At 45.8% G+C, this 17,032-nt stretch carries 6 protein-coding genes; 4 read left to right on the plus strand and 2 right to left on the minus strand.

Going from position 1 to position 17,032, the window contains the following annotated elements:
- Nucleotides 1–31 precede the first annotated feature (31 nt).
- The 3 genes from DUN60_RS04305 to DUN60_RS04315 all read left to right on the plus strand — a co-directional run bounded on the left by DUN60_RS04305 (nt 32) and on the right by DUN60_RS04315 (nt 14,982).
- Nucleotides 32–10,426 (plus strand): DUF11 domain-containing protein, encoded by a 10,395-nt coding sequence (locus DUN60_RS04305; RefSeq protein WP_114633259.1) that lies wholly within the window; start codon nt 32–34, stop codon nt 10,424–10,426.
- A 27-nt stretch (nt 10,427–10,453) separates the two neighbouring features.
- Nucleotides 10,454–13,969, plus strand: coding sequence for a hypothetical protein (locus DUN60_RS04310; RefSeq protein WP_114633260.1), 3,516 nt, complete (start codon nt 10,454–10,456; stop codon nt 13,967–13,969).
- 62 nt (nt 13,970–14,031) lie between these two features.
- Nucleotides 14,032–14,982 carry an OmpA family protein gene (locus DUN60_RS04315; protein ID WP_114633261.1) on the plus strand — a complete coding sequence of 317 codons (951 nt, stop codon included), beginning with the start codon at nt 14,032–14,034 and terminating at the stop codon, nt 14,980–14,982.
- A 105-nt stretch (nt 14,983–15,087) separates the two neighbouring features.
- On the opposite strand, the gene DUN60_RS04320 is transcribed toward DUN60_RS04315, so the two are convergent.
- Nucleotides 15,088–15,507, minus strand: coding sequence for a BLUF domain-containing protein (locus tag DUN60_RS04320; protein WP_017079037.1), 420 nt, complete (start codon nt 15,505–15,507; stop codon nt 15,088–15,090).
- Nucleotides 15,508–15,712: 205 nt separating this feature from the next.
- Entirely contained in the window at nt 15,713–15,904 is a 192-nt protein-coding gene (locus tag DUN60_RS04325) for a hypothetical protein (protein ID WP_004734640.1), read from the minus strand.
- Between the two features lie 527 nt (nt 15,905–16,431).
- Between DUN60_RS04325 and DUN60_RS04330 the strand changes: the two genes are divergently transcribed.
- Nucleotides 16,432–16,857: a hypothetical protein gene (locus DUN60_RS04330; protein ID WP_114633262.1), complete on the plus strand. Its 426-nt coding sequence runs from the start codon at nt 16,432–16,434 to the stop codon at nt 16,855–16,857.
- Nucleotides 16,858–17,032: the final 175 nt, after the last annotated feature.

Here is a 17,032-nt window from a genome sequence, read left to right on the forward strand (position 1 = left end):
GGCCTCCTATGCGGACACAACGGGTCTTGTTATGGATCTGTCTGTTGACAGTGCGTCTTATGACAACGACCAAGAGGTGGCTTATACGCTTGTTTTAACGAATGAGTCGGATAAAGCTATCGCTGAGTTGGACGTTAAAGATGAGCTGTTAAATATCTTAACGACAGATGATCAAGGAAATAATGTTAACGCGTTCTCGCAAGTTTCGACTCAAGCGCAATACTCCTTCCTGTCATCTCCAGGTGATTACAGTCGCTTCGGAAACTTAGATGCATCAGGTGTGCGTATTGCGGCTGGTGGGTCGGTGACCTATACCATGGTCGCCACCGTTTCTGCCGACGCAGCCGGTACGATTGATAACGTCGCAAGTGCGAGCACTGGACTGTTGGATGCTGTTGAATCAAATACAGAATCCATTCAGCGTGGTGTGTACCAACATGATGTTGTTGTTTCGGTCGATAAGACGAACTATCAACTCAATAACAAACTCACCTATAAGATTAAGGTTTCGAATACTGGCGATACCTTTATTCAGACGCTCGACGTTCAAGATGTCCTTTCAGACATAAAGGCACTCAATATTGAAGGGGCTTTGCAACAAGCCTTTACTGACAACGTTAACTCAGTCAGCAAGGTTGAAGGTAGCAAGAGCGAACCAGGTACCTTCGCCGAATCAGGGGACTTATCAGTAAGTGGTGCGTCGATTGATATTGGCGGGTCTGTGACTTACGAAATTCAAGCAACTGTTGCCGACAATTTAGTCGGCGACATTGTTAATGACGACATAACTGCTGAAACACGCGATGACTTGGTTACAGTTGATGAGGTTATCACTCCACCCACTGAGCCTAGTATCACCCTGACACATACCTTGAACCAATCGGATAACTACCTAGTCGATGATGAGTTTTCCTATACGGTCACGGTTGCCAACCAAGCAAGTACTGGTATCGCGTACCATTATTCTGTTCAGCAGTTTCTTGCGGATCTTGAAACCGATCTAGGCAACGATGTCAGCAACGAAAAGAATGCAACTGACACGGTTGGTAACCCCTACGATTTTTGGACCAATGAAGTGACCTCGATTGGTTCTCATAGCCTTTCTGAACTCAATGTATCTGGAAAGGAGTCCAACAAGTCACTAGAAGACAAAGTGTCTATCTATCCCGGTGAGCAGATTGTTTATTCCGTTGTAGTGGACGTTAGCCCTGTGTCTATTGGTCAAATTCCCCAAGTTGCAGCCCGAGTGGTTGATGCTGATGGCCTCGCAGATTCTGGCGATGCTTTGGCTAATATTCTTGATTCGAAAGGCGTTCTGACGACGTCATCAAGTCAAATTACACGTAATAAAAACACCACCGATACTACTTATGTCCCGGGGATAGCCGGTGATAACGAAGTAGTTTATGACATTGTTATTTCTAACAAGGACACAGAGTTTTTCGCCAACGATATTGAAGTCATCGATAAATTTGCTTGTATCGTGACAGAACAAGCGGATGGCTCCAACGCTTCAGCATTTTCCGAGTGGAAGCTTGAAGTCGCCGATAGAAGTGGTGATGGCTCGAATTATGGTTCATTTAATTACAATACTTGGACAACAAACGACATCAATTTGAAAGTCGACCTCGCACCTGAGGGTTTCGTTCATTATAAGCTGACCGCAAAAGTGGCAGACACCAGTGTGGGTCAGATTGTTGATGATGGTACCGATGCGGGTTTGTGCTTAGGGGATAACTTAGGCGAGTCGGGCTCTGGTGTACAGATGCCAAACTCGAAATTAAAAGTCCAAAAGGAGGTGGATTCTCGTTACTACTCAGCTGGCGGTACCCTGAACTACGACATCACGGTAGAGAATAACGGTGACGGCTACGCGATTGATGTACCGGTTTATGATGATTTAGTGTCTGTCATGACTCAGTCTATTAATGATACACCGACTAAAGCGTATTTGAGCTGGGTTATTACTGCGAAATCCTATGCCTCTGACGGCTCAATTTCGACAAACAGTGATCCCGGCTTTACTGGTCAAATTGAAGGTAATCAAAGCAATAAACTTATCTTGGACGAGAAGGCTAAGTTGGCCCCACACGATAAGATCGTTTATAGCATTGCGGCGATCGTAAACCCCATTGCCGATGATGAAATCCGTAATGAAGTGACAGTCGACAGCGTGCTTTATTCCGATAGAGGCTCATACCCACGAGATTACTACTTAGTATTGGATAAGCGTGTTGATGGTCATAACGAACAAAACGCGTATACCGACACCACCAATACTGTCACTTATACGATCAGCATTACCAACCCAGAAGGGAACGGTTTCGCCTCTAACATCAATGTCAAAGATGAAATCAGTACTATAGAAGCTGAGTTACTTCACGAGCCGGGTGAAACCAAGTCCGTGTTCTCTTCGTGGACGATCAGTGCAGAAAGAGAGGCAGACTCCCCGTGGGTGAAAGCCGTGACTGACCCCGGATCGTTCTCGGATAACAATGATCTGGATGCCACCGCTCAGATCCCGCCAGGTGCGACGATTACTTATACCATTGTTGGGACACTCGATCGCAGTGTCGACAGTGAGATTCTTTGGGGAGCATTCACCAATACCGCAACAGTGACGGGACCAGATACTAATCTATCGGATACGGTACGCACCTATCCTAGTGAACCTAATCTTGTAGTCGCTAAGACAGCTCAAAATACCGACTTTGTTGTAGGTGAGCGCGCTACATTCGATATTTATATCTATAACCGCGGTGTTGGCTATGCAAATGACGCAACGGTACAAGATAGTATTTCAGCGCTTAACTTCTTTAATAGCTGGACAATTGTAGGTTCGACCAACACCGATAAACCGGGTTCTCGTTACGGTGACATTGCTAACGACACTGACATCGATACCGACGTTGATATCACTCCCGGAGGGTGGGTTCACTATGAGGTGAGCGGCATTGTTAAGTCTGACTATGAAGAAGAACAAGTATCCAACCGTGTTGATGTTTACGACCCTATCACGGACCGTGACCACAGCTCTTCTGCACAAATAGATAACTCACACAGTACCTATGACATCAATGTTTCACTAGCCAAAACGACTGATGTTGTCCGTTACACGCCGGGTGAAGATCTCACCTACACCATCGTTATTGGCAATAATAGCGACACTGATGAGACCGATCTTATCTTCATGGATCGCCTGAGTGAGATCACTACTACGCTAGCGAATGATAAAGATGGTGAAGTAGAAGATGTTCTTAATCAAAACCCGTTTGAGTATTGGTCGGTTGATACTGGCGCGGGTTTCGGCCCGAATACCACTGATGATGTGGAGTTCCCAGTTTCAATTCCTGCCAAAGACTTTGTCACGGTGCGCATTAAGGCGCATGTCAAAGACAATGCGGTGTCTAACGGTGTCGCTGACAGAGACGACGGCATAATCCGCAACGAAGCCGTGCTGATTCATGACGATAATGCCGGTTGTACTGACGATTGTGAGTATGCCAAACGTGCCGTGGCTGAAAACCATCAAGTGCACAACAGTGGCGGAGTAGTCCGTACAACCAATATTAACCGCTACTCCCCGGGCGATGAGTTGACCTATACCATCAAGTACAACTCTCAAGATGGACACGGTTATCGAAACAACGTTGACGTTAACGAACTGATTAATGGCATATCAGTGGAGCTACAAGATGGCAATTCAGGCAATCCATTTTTCGATGATTCGGTAGGTTCAAACAAGTTTACGGTGGCAGTTGCTAAGAGCGATCCTGCAAACGCGGGGACAACCGATGGTACCAAAGACGGTGATGTTGCGAACGACACTGACATCGTAACCTCGATTGATATCGATGCTGGCGAAGACGTGACTTACACAGTAACAGGTACCGTAAGACCGGATGCGGTCGGTGATATTCATTACCGAGATACCGTCGTGATTCCCGATGATTACCATTTAGATTTTGATAAAACGACCGATGAAGTGGTGTACGAGCCAGCTCAAACCATGACCTATCACTTAGTGATTGAGAATGACGGCAAAGGTAACGCTCACGATATTCCAATCGTCGATAACCTCGAAGATATTACGGTCAGCTTAGTGGACGGTAAGACAGGACCAGCGTATTCAGATTGGACCATCACATCGATCGCAACTGGAACCGATTCTGAGTATGTAGATGCGGGCGCAGGTGCTGGCAATGTTTACACATCAACCAACAGCAACTTAAATGTTGAAGCCGATATTCCGATGGGCGCTAAGCTTGAGTACCAAGTTGTCGCGACCATCAATGACAAAGCCAATGGCGATGTTGTTAACGTTCTAACCGTCGATGGCGACACGATATCTCATGATATTCGTCAAGAAGCTCGAAAAGTTGATTTTGAAAAGAACATTCTGGCGTATTACGACACGGATGAAAACGAACTGGTTGGCGCAACTAACTACATGCCAGGTGGTTATGTTGAGTATGAAATTTTAATTGAGAACATTGCGAGCGCCCACGTTGATGATATGAGCTTGCGTGATGACATCGACCAAATTAACACTCAATACTTTAATGGAACGCGTGGCCCTGCATTTGATAGCTGGACGATTGAAACATTCACTGATAGCTCAGGTATTTCCAACCCAGATGTTGATAACTCAATCCAAGACAATAAGCCGATTGATACTCACTTCGATATCTCGGCAGACAACTTTGGCCGAGCTGCATCGTCAGCGTTTGTCCGCTATGCCATAAAAGCCAAGATCAGTCCGAAAGCGGTAGGTTCTTTTACTAATAAAGCTTACATCGATGAAGACAATGGTAATGAACTGATCGCGGTATCACCACCATCAACGATGGCAGAACCTGAAGTCACGTTCTCTAAAAAAGCGTTTTATGATGCAGGCTTCTCTTCGCAAAAAACTGAATATTCTCAAGCTTCTGGCGAGAGTGAGGTTTACTACCGCGTCGAGATTAAGAATACGGGGGATGGTATTGAATATGGTTCTCGCCTAGAAGATGCGATTTCGGAAATTCAAACTCGTATTGCAGAAGACAGCACCAGTTCAGGAGGTGATCCTATTGGACAACCGTTCTTGGCTGGCTGGGAAGTTAGCCTAGATAAAACGGCTGCGACAGGCTCTATTACCGACGCGATTGACTTTGTACCTGGCAATAACATCGATATTGATAACGACATTGTTATCGCGCCTCAAGAAAGCCTAACGTTCACTATTCATGCTCAAATTCGTGAAGATGCATTGGGTGACATTCAAAATAAAGCGACGTACGACGGTAGTGCTCGAACAGCGAATTTAATGCCGCTTGAAAATAATACCAGTGTTGAAAAACGTGTGGTGTCGATCAATGGCAACCCGTTCAGCGATGGTGATACCTATCTTCCGGGTGACGAAGTTGAGTATGAATTTGTAGTCACAAACCCGGAAAACGGTTGGGCGAATGATATTCAGATCAAAGACACAATCACAGACATTCAAGTCGAAGTGATTGGCGGTAAAACGGAATCCGTTTTTGTTTCTGGCGATATGACCCATGAAGTCAGCAATGGTATTGATGCCAATATTGATACTTATGTACCAAGCTACAACACCAGTGGCAACCTTGACATTGAAACCGATATTGCCGCGGGAGAAGTGCTGACCTTTAACTTAACCGGTGTCGTTCGTGACGACGCTTTGGGCACGATTGATGCGAACCAAGTGACCGCAGGAAGTGGCTCTGCGACGTCGCAAGTGATACCACCTAAAGATGCCGAGCTCGATTACTTCAAAACCTTGGTGTATACCGATGGTGAATCGGCAGGGTGTTCTGTTCCTTCAAACGATGGCAGCGGTTGTACTTACGCACCACGTGGTGATGTTGAGTATCAAGTTACGTTAGATAACACAGGCGATAGCATCGCAAATGATGTGAGCGTTATCGATGCGATTCACACAATCAAAACCGAAGATGGCGATGATGCGTTCTCTAGCTGGACAACGGCTATTGCGGTTGAACCTGTTGGCACTTACGACGTGCAAGGTAACTACAACGGTAGCGTACCATTGAATGCAACTGTCGATCTTCGTCCTGGTGAGCGTATTGTGTTTGACGTGAAAGGCACCGTGTCGACTTCAGCGACAGGTACTATTACCAACACGGCGCAAGTGAACGGTGATAACACCAACGACATCGTACTTGATCCGGGTCGCTCGAATATCCTGATTGATAAATGGACGGATACGCCTGAGTACGTGCCGGGTGGAACAGTGAATTACTACATCGACATCACCAATGACGATGTGGATTCTGGCCTGTTTTCGATTCGTGACATCATCAGCGGCTTTGAAGTCGAAACCGTCGATGGCTCAATGGAAACGGCATTGACAGAATGGACGGTTGATTACGATGTGCTTTATAACTCGGCGCCGTCAGATCTCAACGCTAATGACTTCTCAGAGCTTGATAAGCTAGTTGGTCAAAACAGTCCAGACATCGATTTACCTGTCGAATCGATCAAGATGGCAGGGCGTGACGATGCCGGTACGGGTGGCGGCGATAAGTACACAGTTGTCCGTATTCACGTCCAAGGCAAGGTACGAGATGACGCGATTGGGCGCTTTACCAATACGGCTTATCTACGACATGGTTTGGACGATTCGAAGATCGCTCGCTTACGAGAAGGCTTTATCACTCCGAAGTCGGGTCAATTGGTGCTAACCAAAGAAACGACGCCAATTGCAGAACCTGATGCCAAATACCAACCGGGTCAACCAATCTCATACAAGATCACTGTGGCTAACACGGGTGAAGGTTACCTTGTCGATCAAGTCTTAACCGATCGTATCGACACCATCATGACAGAGGTGGCTAACAGCACAGATCAAGAGCAAGCGTTGACAGGTAATTGGATTATTAGCGACGAACAGCTTGATGGCAGTGGCGATCCAGCCCTGAACGCTCGCAAAGATGTGGTTAATAACACGCAGGGTTATAGTGCGACTTACAGCATTCACCCGGGTGACAGTTATTCATTTGTCGTGACCAACACTGTTAATGATAAAGCCAAAGGCGAGATCACTAACGTCGTTAAAGTTGATAGCGACGACGGTGAGCACTCTGCCGACGCGAACTACATTCCAGAAGACGCGCAAGTTGAGATCACTAAAGACGTCGATAAAGCAGAGTACCTTCCGGGAGAGGCGCTTCAGTACACGGTAACCGTTAAAAATAACGGCTTAGGTTGGGCTGAAGATGTTGCTATTCAAGATGCGCTGAAGTCGGTTGAAACCACGATTGCAGGCGGTGCGACTGAACAAGCTTTTGACCCTGCTTCAATCCAAATATCTGCGGTATCGACAACCGGTGAAACCCCAGTACCGGATGCAACCAGTGGTGAAGACCTTAATGAGACGCTCGATATTGCGCCTCAAGACAGCATTGTTTTCACTATTCAAGTGACGACTAATCCGTTGGCGACAGGCGATATCACTAACATCGCATCAGCGACCTTTGACGGCACAACATTTGATGACAGTGCTACCAGTACACCAGTTTTGGCGACGGTTTCGGTCAAGAAGACGGTTGATACGCCATCGTATGAAGTAACCAAGCTGATTAACTACGACATCACCGTAACCAACAGTTCTGATGCGTTTGCATCTGGTGTTCAACTTGAAGACATCATCAGTGACATTCAAGTCGACACGACGGCTGATAAGCAAGAGTCGGCATTCCTGCTTTGGGAAGTGAGCTTTGACGCCTCGGATGATCGTTCGGTTGTCACTCCAAAGACATTCGACTTGAGTGAAGACATCGATGTGAGTATGGATGTTGCGCCACAGAGCAAAGTGACTTTCCATGTTAAGGCGTTAATTCGCACGACAGCGATTGGTGATATCAGCAATACGGCCACCATCACTTACAACGGTGCCCCACAAGACTCTGTAGTGATTATTACACCGAAAGAGGCGGAGTTTGTTGCGACCAAAACCAATGTGCAAACCGAGTATGAACCGGGTGGTGAGCTTGAGTTCCTGATCACTATTGAAAACACCTCGAACAACTACATCAGTGACTTAAGTGTTGTTGATGATATGGAGTCGATTGAGGTCGCATACTACAACGGTTCGACGGGACCTGCTTTTGTGGCTGGTTCCACCTCTTTGGTGGTCGATTCAACCACAATAGGCACCACCACCGAGCAAGTTAGCCCGACGGAATACAACGTAGATATCGCCCCACACGGCACAGTAGTGTTCCGCTCAAAAGGCACCGTAGTCGACACCGCAACTGGACACATCATTAATACTGCGCAAGTAGACGGCGGTGATGTTATCAGTCCTCCAGTTCAAACAGTCGCGGCTGTGGTTCAAGCTGAGCTGTTTACCGATGCCCCGTATTACGTGCCGGGAGAGCAGGTTGAGTATCACTTAGTGGTGCAGAACATAGGCCGAGGTATAGCCAAAGATGTCGCGCTTTACACCCAGTTCTCTGAATCCATGGGTGATCATATTGATGGTAATTTTAGTAATGCGTTTGATGAATGGACACTAACGGCAACATCAGAAGGGGCTGAAACTCAACCTGGCACCTTTGATGACGACAAAGACCTGTTCACCTTGGTCGACATCGCGCCGGGCGGCAAGATTGATTACACGTTCACATTGACGGTCAACGAAGACATGCTGACTAACATCGATGTGCTTGGTTACTACCTCGACTTAACTGGTAGCCCAGCGATGCGCGCTCGATCTAAAGGCATGTTGGCATCAGAAACCTCGATGCAGGCAGTGGCAGACCAAGTATCTGCTTTGGATTTGCCGCCAGTGGGTGCTGATCTGGTTGTTGAAAAACGTTCTGATAAGCCTGAATACACCGAAGATGACGACAGTGTCACTTATTACTTAGCCGTGACCAACAACGGTCAAGGTAACGCGGCTAATGTTCGTCTAACCGATGAGATCAGTGAACTACAAAACAGCACAGGTAATAAAGTCTTTATCGATTGGACAATTGAAGGTGTGGAAGTCGACGACTCTGGCGCGGTTATTCAGCGTCATTCTTTCCCGTCGAATAAAGACTTAGACACCACAGTTAACCTGAAGTCCCAAAAGCGAAATGCCTATGCATTTGAAGTGGTGGGTACATTAGGTAAAGGTTTGGATGACGACATTACTAATACCTTCACGGCGACCGAATCTGACGGTACCGAAACCAGCGACAGCGTAACCACTCACATCAAGAAGATTCCTGATAACTCTGGGGAATTGGAGCTGACTAAATCTGCACTGCAAGATACCGCGCAAGTCGGTGATGCGGTTGAGTACGAGATCATCGTCGAAAACAACAATGAATCTTACTTTAAGAACGTGGCGGTAGAAGACCGTTATCCGGGGGGCTTAAAGTATATCGTGGACACATCAGAAATCGTGTTGAGCGGTATCGATGGTGAGTTTGGTACGGAAGACGATCAAGTTATCTCGCAAGAGCCATCAGACACCGGCAAGCTCATGTTCACTTCGTTGAACTTTGATCCGGGCGAGAAGCTACGTATTCGATACTTATTGCGTGTATCGGTAGGTGCCACCTTTGGTGACTACATCAACACCGCAGTCGCGAAAGTGGATGGCTCGGCTGTTTCCAATGAAGACACCGCTAAAGTGACCGTAGAGCCGGACAAGGTGTTCGATACCTCATCAATCATCGGTAAAGTTTTTGAAGATCACAACAAGGATGGATTCCAAGCAGACGCAACCGCTTTTGATGTTGAGTTAACCGCGAACCTATCAACGCAAGGCTATATCGCCGACTCGACACACATCATCCGTGATGGTCAAGACGTTGCTGTTCAAGATGGCGCAATAACCACTGCTCTTGAAGATGGTTTGGAGCTTGGCGATCTTTGGGGTCACTCAGTGAACCGAACACTGCCAGAAACCAGCAGAGTGGTGATTCAATTCAAGACTCGAACACAGCAGAGCTTTGATTTCTATGTCACGACCGATTCGGGCTCCCATATCGAGTTTGATGCAGAAGGTCAGATTCAGTTTAAGCATGAATCCGATAAGAAGAAGGGACTGAGCGCGGAAAACCTTAACGTAACCAGAAACCTATATCGCGATGGCGAGGATTACCTATGGGAAATCGTTATCGAGAACAAAGGTATTTACGAAGATGGTATTCCGGGCGTTAAGTTGATGACGGTTGAGGGAATCGTTATTTACACAGACCAGTACGGTCGTTACCACGTGCCCGACCAATGGGTACTCAATAAGAAAGGTAAGAACTTCCTCGTGAAGTTGGACACTGACTCGCTATCCACCTCTATGGAAGTGGTGAGCGAAAACCCGAAAGTGTTGCGAATTACCCCGAACAAGCTCACCAAGTTCAACTTTAGCGTTCATCGCAAAGATCAAGAAAGTGAACAGAAGTAAGCCATTGGAACCGTATCTGGAAATTGTATGAAAGTATTTAGTAAGTCTCGTTTAGCGACGTGTGTGTTGACTGCCATCCCAGTGATGGCGGTAGCGAAAGACACAGGTAAGCTTGAAAAACTCGGTTCTGAGACGACTGGCATTGAAATCACCAAACCGAATCAAGACCAAGACAGCTCACGTATTTACCTAGAGCAAGGCGCTATTTGGGCAAGCCGTGACATCACTCGCTTTGACCCAGTATTAGATGTCAGTGTCAGTGATGAATTAGAAGTCGAACAAGGCACACTGCGTGACAGCGTCGGTTTCACCGTCACCACCAACTATGGTTACTACATCAAAAAGTACCAATTGGAAGTGTACCGTGTGGGTGACTTTGGCTTGTCTGAGCCAATCGCTGTGCTTGATGGCGATAAACTGGCAAACGATTCTGACATCAACTGGGATGGTCAAACTGATGTCGACTACCAGTTTGCGGTTGGTGAGCAGTTGATGTTCCGCCTAAAAGCGTGGGACAAAGATGGCAACATGGATGTGACTACCGTTGGTGTCACGGATTTGGTGAAGCCTGATTCTGAAGTCGATATCGATCGCAACGATAACGACGATGAAGAGAGCAAAGACAAAAGCTACGGCCAAGCTAAGTTGATGCGTCACAACATCCCGACCAATGCGGGCTTAGCGAAATTTATCGGCACCGGCTTAAAGGGCGTAGATAAAGTCATCATCGGTGAAGATGAATTTGATGTCGAAGATGGCAACTTATACGCAGAGCAGTACTTACCTACAGACTCCTACATTTTCCCAACCAAGGTTGTGTTTGATAACGGTGATGAACGTCGTTACAAGCTGTACGTTCGTATTCCAGATACTTACTACGCACAAACCGGCTTGGCTGATCTTTATGTTGGTAAGAACAATGTGTCTGGTAATAGCGATGCATTAAGTGTCGATGACCAGTACCAAGATGACATCTATAACCAAGGTCGTTTAGCGTACTTTGGTCAGGGTAAATTTGGCGACAAACTTCGTGTAACGACTCACTTTGATACGCGAGAAAGTGAAATCAAAGACATGTTCAAACATCCGTTCGCCTCCGACGATTCGGATGTGTTCGATATCCTCGAAGACGACGATGAGCTTTATTACGGCAACTATGGCGATAGCTCAAACATCGAAAAAGTGGTCAACACCAAGGGCAAGGTTTACCTCAATGTGGAATATGATAAGTCTCAATACTTGTGGGGTAACTATAACACGGGTTTAACAGGCACCGAGAACAACGATTACAACCGTAGCCTCTATGGTTTCAAAGCGGATTATCGCACTCGTGACACCACGCAGTATGGCGAAGACCGTTTGAACGTGGTCGGTTTTACCGCAGAAGCAGATTCCTTGTATGCACACGATGAGTTTTTGGGTACAGGTGGCTCTCTATACTTCCTTCGTCATGGTGAAGCGGTACCAGGAAGCGATAAGGTTTATGTAAAAGTAAAAGATGAATCTGGCTTAGTGCAGAATGAAATCCCACTTGAGCCTGGTGTCGACTATGACTTTGACCCATACCAAGGTCGCATTATTTTGACCAAGCCACTCGACAACATCCTATCCGACAGCTTTGGCAGCGTGATTGAAAACGGAGACGACTACGAAAACTTTCTGGTTGTCGACTATGAGTACGTCCCACAAGGTTCAGATTCATTAAATGCGATGTCTTACGGTGGTCGTACCAAAGGCTGGATTAACGACTACATTGGTGTTGGCGTGACGTACGCGACCCAAGAGAAAGACAATCAAGATTACGAGTCTTATGGTACGGACTTAACGCTACGTGCCACTGAAGGGACCTACATTAAGGCTGAGTTTGCACATAGTGAAGGTAGGCAAACCGAGTCGAATTTTGTCTCTACCGATGGTGGTTTAACCTTTACGCCCATTGGCGACACGTTGGAAGACCGCGAGGGTGATAGTGTCCAAATCACAGCTGTCACCAGTCTTTATGACCTTGCCCCAACCGTCTTTGGTGCCGTTGGTAATGACCTGAAACTTTGGTATCGAGACAAAGACGCGGGATACAGCTACGCGAGCAGCAGCGATGACCTTGAACAAGAAGCTTACGGTGCTGAACTTCGTTTACAAGCTACCGATCGCTTGGCGGTTCTCTCTCGCTTCTCGACCAATGAAGAGCGCGATGTCGATGGTAATCTAGAAACAGATACTGAAACCATTGAGATTGAGACTCAAGTTAAAATCACCGAGCACATTAAGGTTTCGGCGGCAGGGCAACAAACTGAAGAGCTTAACCAAAACGACGAGCACAGTGATGCGACCTTAGCGGGTGTACGTTTGGAATACATGTGGGACAGTGAGAACAGCGTTTACGTCAAAGGGCAAAAGACCGTCGACCAGTCGGATGACTATGATGAAAACGACAGCGCGTCGATTGGTGCTGAGTTCCAAGTGTTGGAAGACTTGTCTCTTGGTGGCGAATACACCGATGGCGACCGAGGCCAAGTAGCAGAAGCGACGGTGACTTACGATGTATCCGATGACCACTCAACCTACGTAACTTATGTAGATGATAACTACGAAGGCCAAAACAACGTGATTGTTGGTCAGCGTGCAGACCTCACCAGCAGTGTCGATTTTTACCAAGAGAACCAGTTTGTTGATGAAAATGATGGTCATGGCCGTATCGACTCATACGGCTTTGGCTACAATGTGACGGAAGATGTCGAGATGGGGATTGGTTATCAGCTTGGTGAAATTGAAGATGACCAGAACATTACCACAGAGCGTGAATCTATCAGCTTCAATGCCTCAATTGACCTAGATGACATAACCCTTAGCCACGAATTTGAATACCGAGTGGATAAGAGTGAAGACGACCCTGACATCGCTCAGCGAGAACTTCAACAAATCGTGACGACCAACCGTTATACGCATCACTTAACGGAAGAGTACACATTGTTCGGCAAGTACAACTACTCCATTACCGAAAGCGAGACTACGGGCGAAACTATGGCGCAATTTACTGAAGCTACTGGCGGCCTCGCGTATCGTCCGATCTACAACGATCGACTCAATTTACTGAGCCGCTACACGTATATTGCAGATTTCGATCAACTGGATCGCGATGTGGATTATCAAGACGAAACCAGTCAGATCATTGAAGTTGAAGCGATCTATTCGATTGACCAACATTGGGACGTCGGTACTAAGTACGCCCATAAAGACAAACAGCAAGCTTTTGAACGAGCATCTGGTGCGAATGAGATGGTTAAAAGTGACATCGACCTATATGGACTTAGCGCCTCTTATCGCGTGATGAAAGAGTGGGATGTGACGGGTGAATACCACTGGAAAACAGACACACTCAACGATGAGCTAGAACACGGTGCGCTAGTTTCGGTGAACAAGCACATTGGCGAGAACTTTAAAATGGGGATTGGTTATAACTTCTCTGCGTTTGATAGTGACTTAACCAATGATGACGACTACGACGCATCCGGTGTGTTCATTAACTTAGTCGGTAAGATCTAAGCCAGCCCAAAAGTGGCTTGAAAGTTAAGAGTTGAGAATTCGAAGTGACAGTTAAGAGTAAGATGAAAACAATTATTTTCCTAATAAGCACAGTGATGAGTACTTTGCTGCTTTCCGGCTGTGCAACCGACACCTATGTGAGTCAGGAGAACCGAGACAAGTTTGCTGGCATCGATGTGTCTAAGTTTTTAATCAGCGAGTGTTTGGCGCCAGAGCGTGAGGTGCATATCGCCATCGCAGAGCATTTTGCGTTTGATAGATATCAATTACGCGACCTCGACAAGATCAACTTAGATACCTTTGTTAAAGAGATCAGAGGCTTAAAAGGGCGCATCACGATTGTCGGCCATACTGATTTCAAGGGTTCTCTCGAATATAATGAGCGCCTTTCACAGCGACGCGCTAAATCGGTCGCAGATTATTTGAAAGGGCAACTAGACCCAACGCAATATGACTGGGAAGTAAAACACCTTGGTGAGACTCAACCCCTTCTGCTTGGTAAGACAGATAAAGACCTAGCGGAGAACCGCCGTGCATTTATTGTGTTTGAAGAAGCTCAGAAGTATGAAGAGATGCTTTTCTGTGAGCCACCAAAACCAGAACGTAAAGTTTATATGGCAATGACGCCGCACTTCGATTTCGATAAGTCAGTACTCAAGCAAGAAGATCTAACTCAGTTAGATGACTTCACAACTAAATTGAGCGGCCTGCAAGGTAGTATTATGGTGGCAGGGCACACCGACCAAGCAGGTTCACTTTCTTACAATGAAAAGCTGGCAGAGCGCCGCGCAGAAACGGTGGTTGAATACCTCAAAACCAAACTCGATCCTAAGCAGTTCATCTGGGAAGTGAAGTCATTTGGTAAGTTGCAGCCTGCGATTAATGAACGCTCTGAAAAAGCCGATGCATTAAACCGCCGCGCGTTCATTGTGTTCAAAGAGTCTGATATTACTGCCGAACAGCAAGCTCTTTCTGGCAGTGAACAAGAGGCGTCGAGCAGCGAGAGCGATTAGAGTTCACCGAAGAATAACGAATAGTTGCATTTACAATAAAACGCAAAAGCCCCATATGTTGGGGCTTTTTGTTGCTCGCTCTACGGATTAAGTCGGGTCGAAGATCTATTCAGATGGCAAATTTTGCTTTAACTCTAAAAGCATTCGGTAAGCACTTTCGCCAGACATTTCGTACGGGTTAAATTGATCAGATGTTGAAAACTGTAAGTTCAACAGCTCGGTTAAATTGGACTGCGGAATGTCTCCCATCGACCAGTCTCCAAATTCTCTACTATCAATCTCTTTAAAATAAAGTATTGCGACGTGATTGTGTCTCTCGTCGTTAAGAATATGATTGTACGTGTGGTTAACGGCCTCTCTAGACCCTTCAATACATTGAAGAAAGTACTTTTGATTATGGCTGAGAAGCCCCGTTAAATGGCTCTGCCGATTATGATCTCGTGAGATAGCGAGTATCTCCTCCAATGCTTTGGAATCACAACATTCGGAAAGCGTACTGACATAAATTAACCGAGTTAGGAACATAGGCATCATTTCGAATTTTTGTTCAAAGGGTATTAATAAATATAAGCCAAGCTCATGGAATTGCGAGTTATTGATTTAATTGTCACTCGGTGGCTTTTGGAAGAGAGAGGATGGGGATGAAGTAGAAAAGGGCAGGTCGCAAGATACGCTAAAATGACTCGAATGTTGGCCATTCAATTATTTTAGCGACCTGCTTGTGAGCTTGTTAGTTGTTTAGAATTGAAATCGATTCAACGTTTGAAGACGCATCAAAACGAACATTGACCAACACACTCTCTCGTTCGAAAGTCACATCATCAAAGTCAGTAGCCGCGATCTTGAATCCATTTCTTGCGAATAAACTCGTCACTGTTGTTCGTTGTTTCTGTTCCATAGCGCATGTCAGTAGTTCATTCATCGTGATCTCCATTAGGTAACCGTGTGCATAATGTAAACGTACAGTCTCTTTGTTATGAGATCAATTGCTTAATCGATAAGCTATGTTGATATGTTCAATTGAATGATTTTGGTATTCAAAAAATCAATGCTTAAGAGGGAGGGTGGTTGTTCTGGTTATGGAAGATGGAGCGTTATGTGACCGTGGTTCAGCATTCCTAGAGCGTGAGATTCATTGCAAAAATCTCTTTGAAATAAGTAGTTACAAAGCAGGGTGAACCATGCCCGCCGTTTAGTATGTTCGGTCGATTATCGGAATCACTATCGGCCTATATCTAACTTAACTAAAGTACATCGATTTATGATGAGTAGATTCCTTAATAAGCCTTCTTTCTATTGAAATTTAACATGTAAGGCGGTGTTGTTATAAGTGTTATTAATTGCATAAGCTTGATTTTAATATTAGTTTGATTTATAAAATAAGTACTCGTTCATTAACTTCATGATTATATTGGTTTTTACTAACCTTTAATAACATGGAGAAAGGCGATGAAAAAGAATCAAACACGCAACAGGTTAGCAAATTTAGTGCGACTTCGTAGGTCATACAAAGCATCAGATTTTCTGGTGAGCTCTAACGAACTCCGAGTTAAGAAAGATGTGTATAGTTTACGTAAAATCAAACAGTTAGAAATTCGTCAATTGGGTCTTAAAGAAAACGCAATCAATATCGTTTCGTTGGCTTTAGTTCTCTCGGCTGCGACTTGGGCATTTGTTCCTCAGTTCGGTTTACCGATGCTTGCACTGACCTTTATCTTGGCGTTTGTTACATGGCGAAGATATGAGTTGCGTGCAGAGTTTAAAGGAGCCGATGAAACTGGCGACCACTGGGTTTCCGTGGCACGCGGTTGTACTCGCGAAGAGCTCAAAGTGTTGAAAAACGTTGAATTGGCTTTGCGCGATCAGGTGTCTTAATGGCTAGATCGGTTAAGGCTTGGGCCTTATAACCGTTAAGCTCCCATAATCAATAAGGCTCGTCATTGTATGGCGAGCTTTTTGTTTTCTGAAAAACATCGATAGAGCCGGTTACTTTGAGAGACCAGCGCTTATATGTGTGATAGTTATCTATATGAATCTTAAGTCACGGCAT

This window comes from Vibrio splendidus, from assembly GCF_003345295.1.
Classification (GTDB): Bacteria; Pseudomonadota; Gammaproteobacteria; order Enterobacterales; family Vibrionaceae; genus Vibrio; species Vibrio splendidus_K.

Excerpts from the sequence above, each read along its gene's own strand:
- DUN60_RS04305 (WP_114633259.1), top strand. The coding sequence starts at position 32 with ATGGATCTGTCTGTTGACAGTGCGTCTTATGACAACGACCAAGAGGTG.
- DUN60_RS04310 (WP_114633260.1), top strand. The coding sequence starts at position 10,454 with ATGAAAGTATTTAGTAAGTCTCGTTTAGCGACGTGTGTGTTGACTGCC.
- DUN60_RS04315 (WP_114633261.1), top strand. The coding sequence starts at position 14,032 with ATGAAAACAATTATTTTCCTAATAAGCACAGTGATGAGTACTTTGCTG.
- DUN60_RS04320 (WP_017079037.1), bottom strand. The coding sequence starts at position 15,507 with ATGTTCCTAACTCGGTTAATTTATGTCAGTACGCTTTCCGAATGTTGT.
- DUN60_RS04325 (WP_004734640.1), bottom strand. The coding sequence starts at position 15,904 with ATGAATGAACTACTGACATGCGCTATGGAACAGAAACAACGAACAACA.
- DUN60_RS04330 (WP_114633262.1), top strand. The coding sequence starts at position 16,432 with ATGAAAAAGAATCAAACACGCAACAGGTTAGCAAATTTAGTGCGACTT.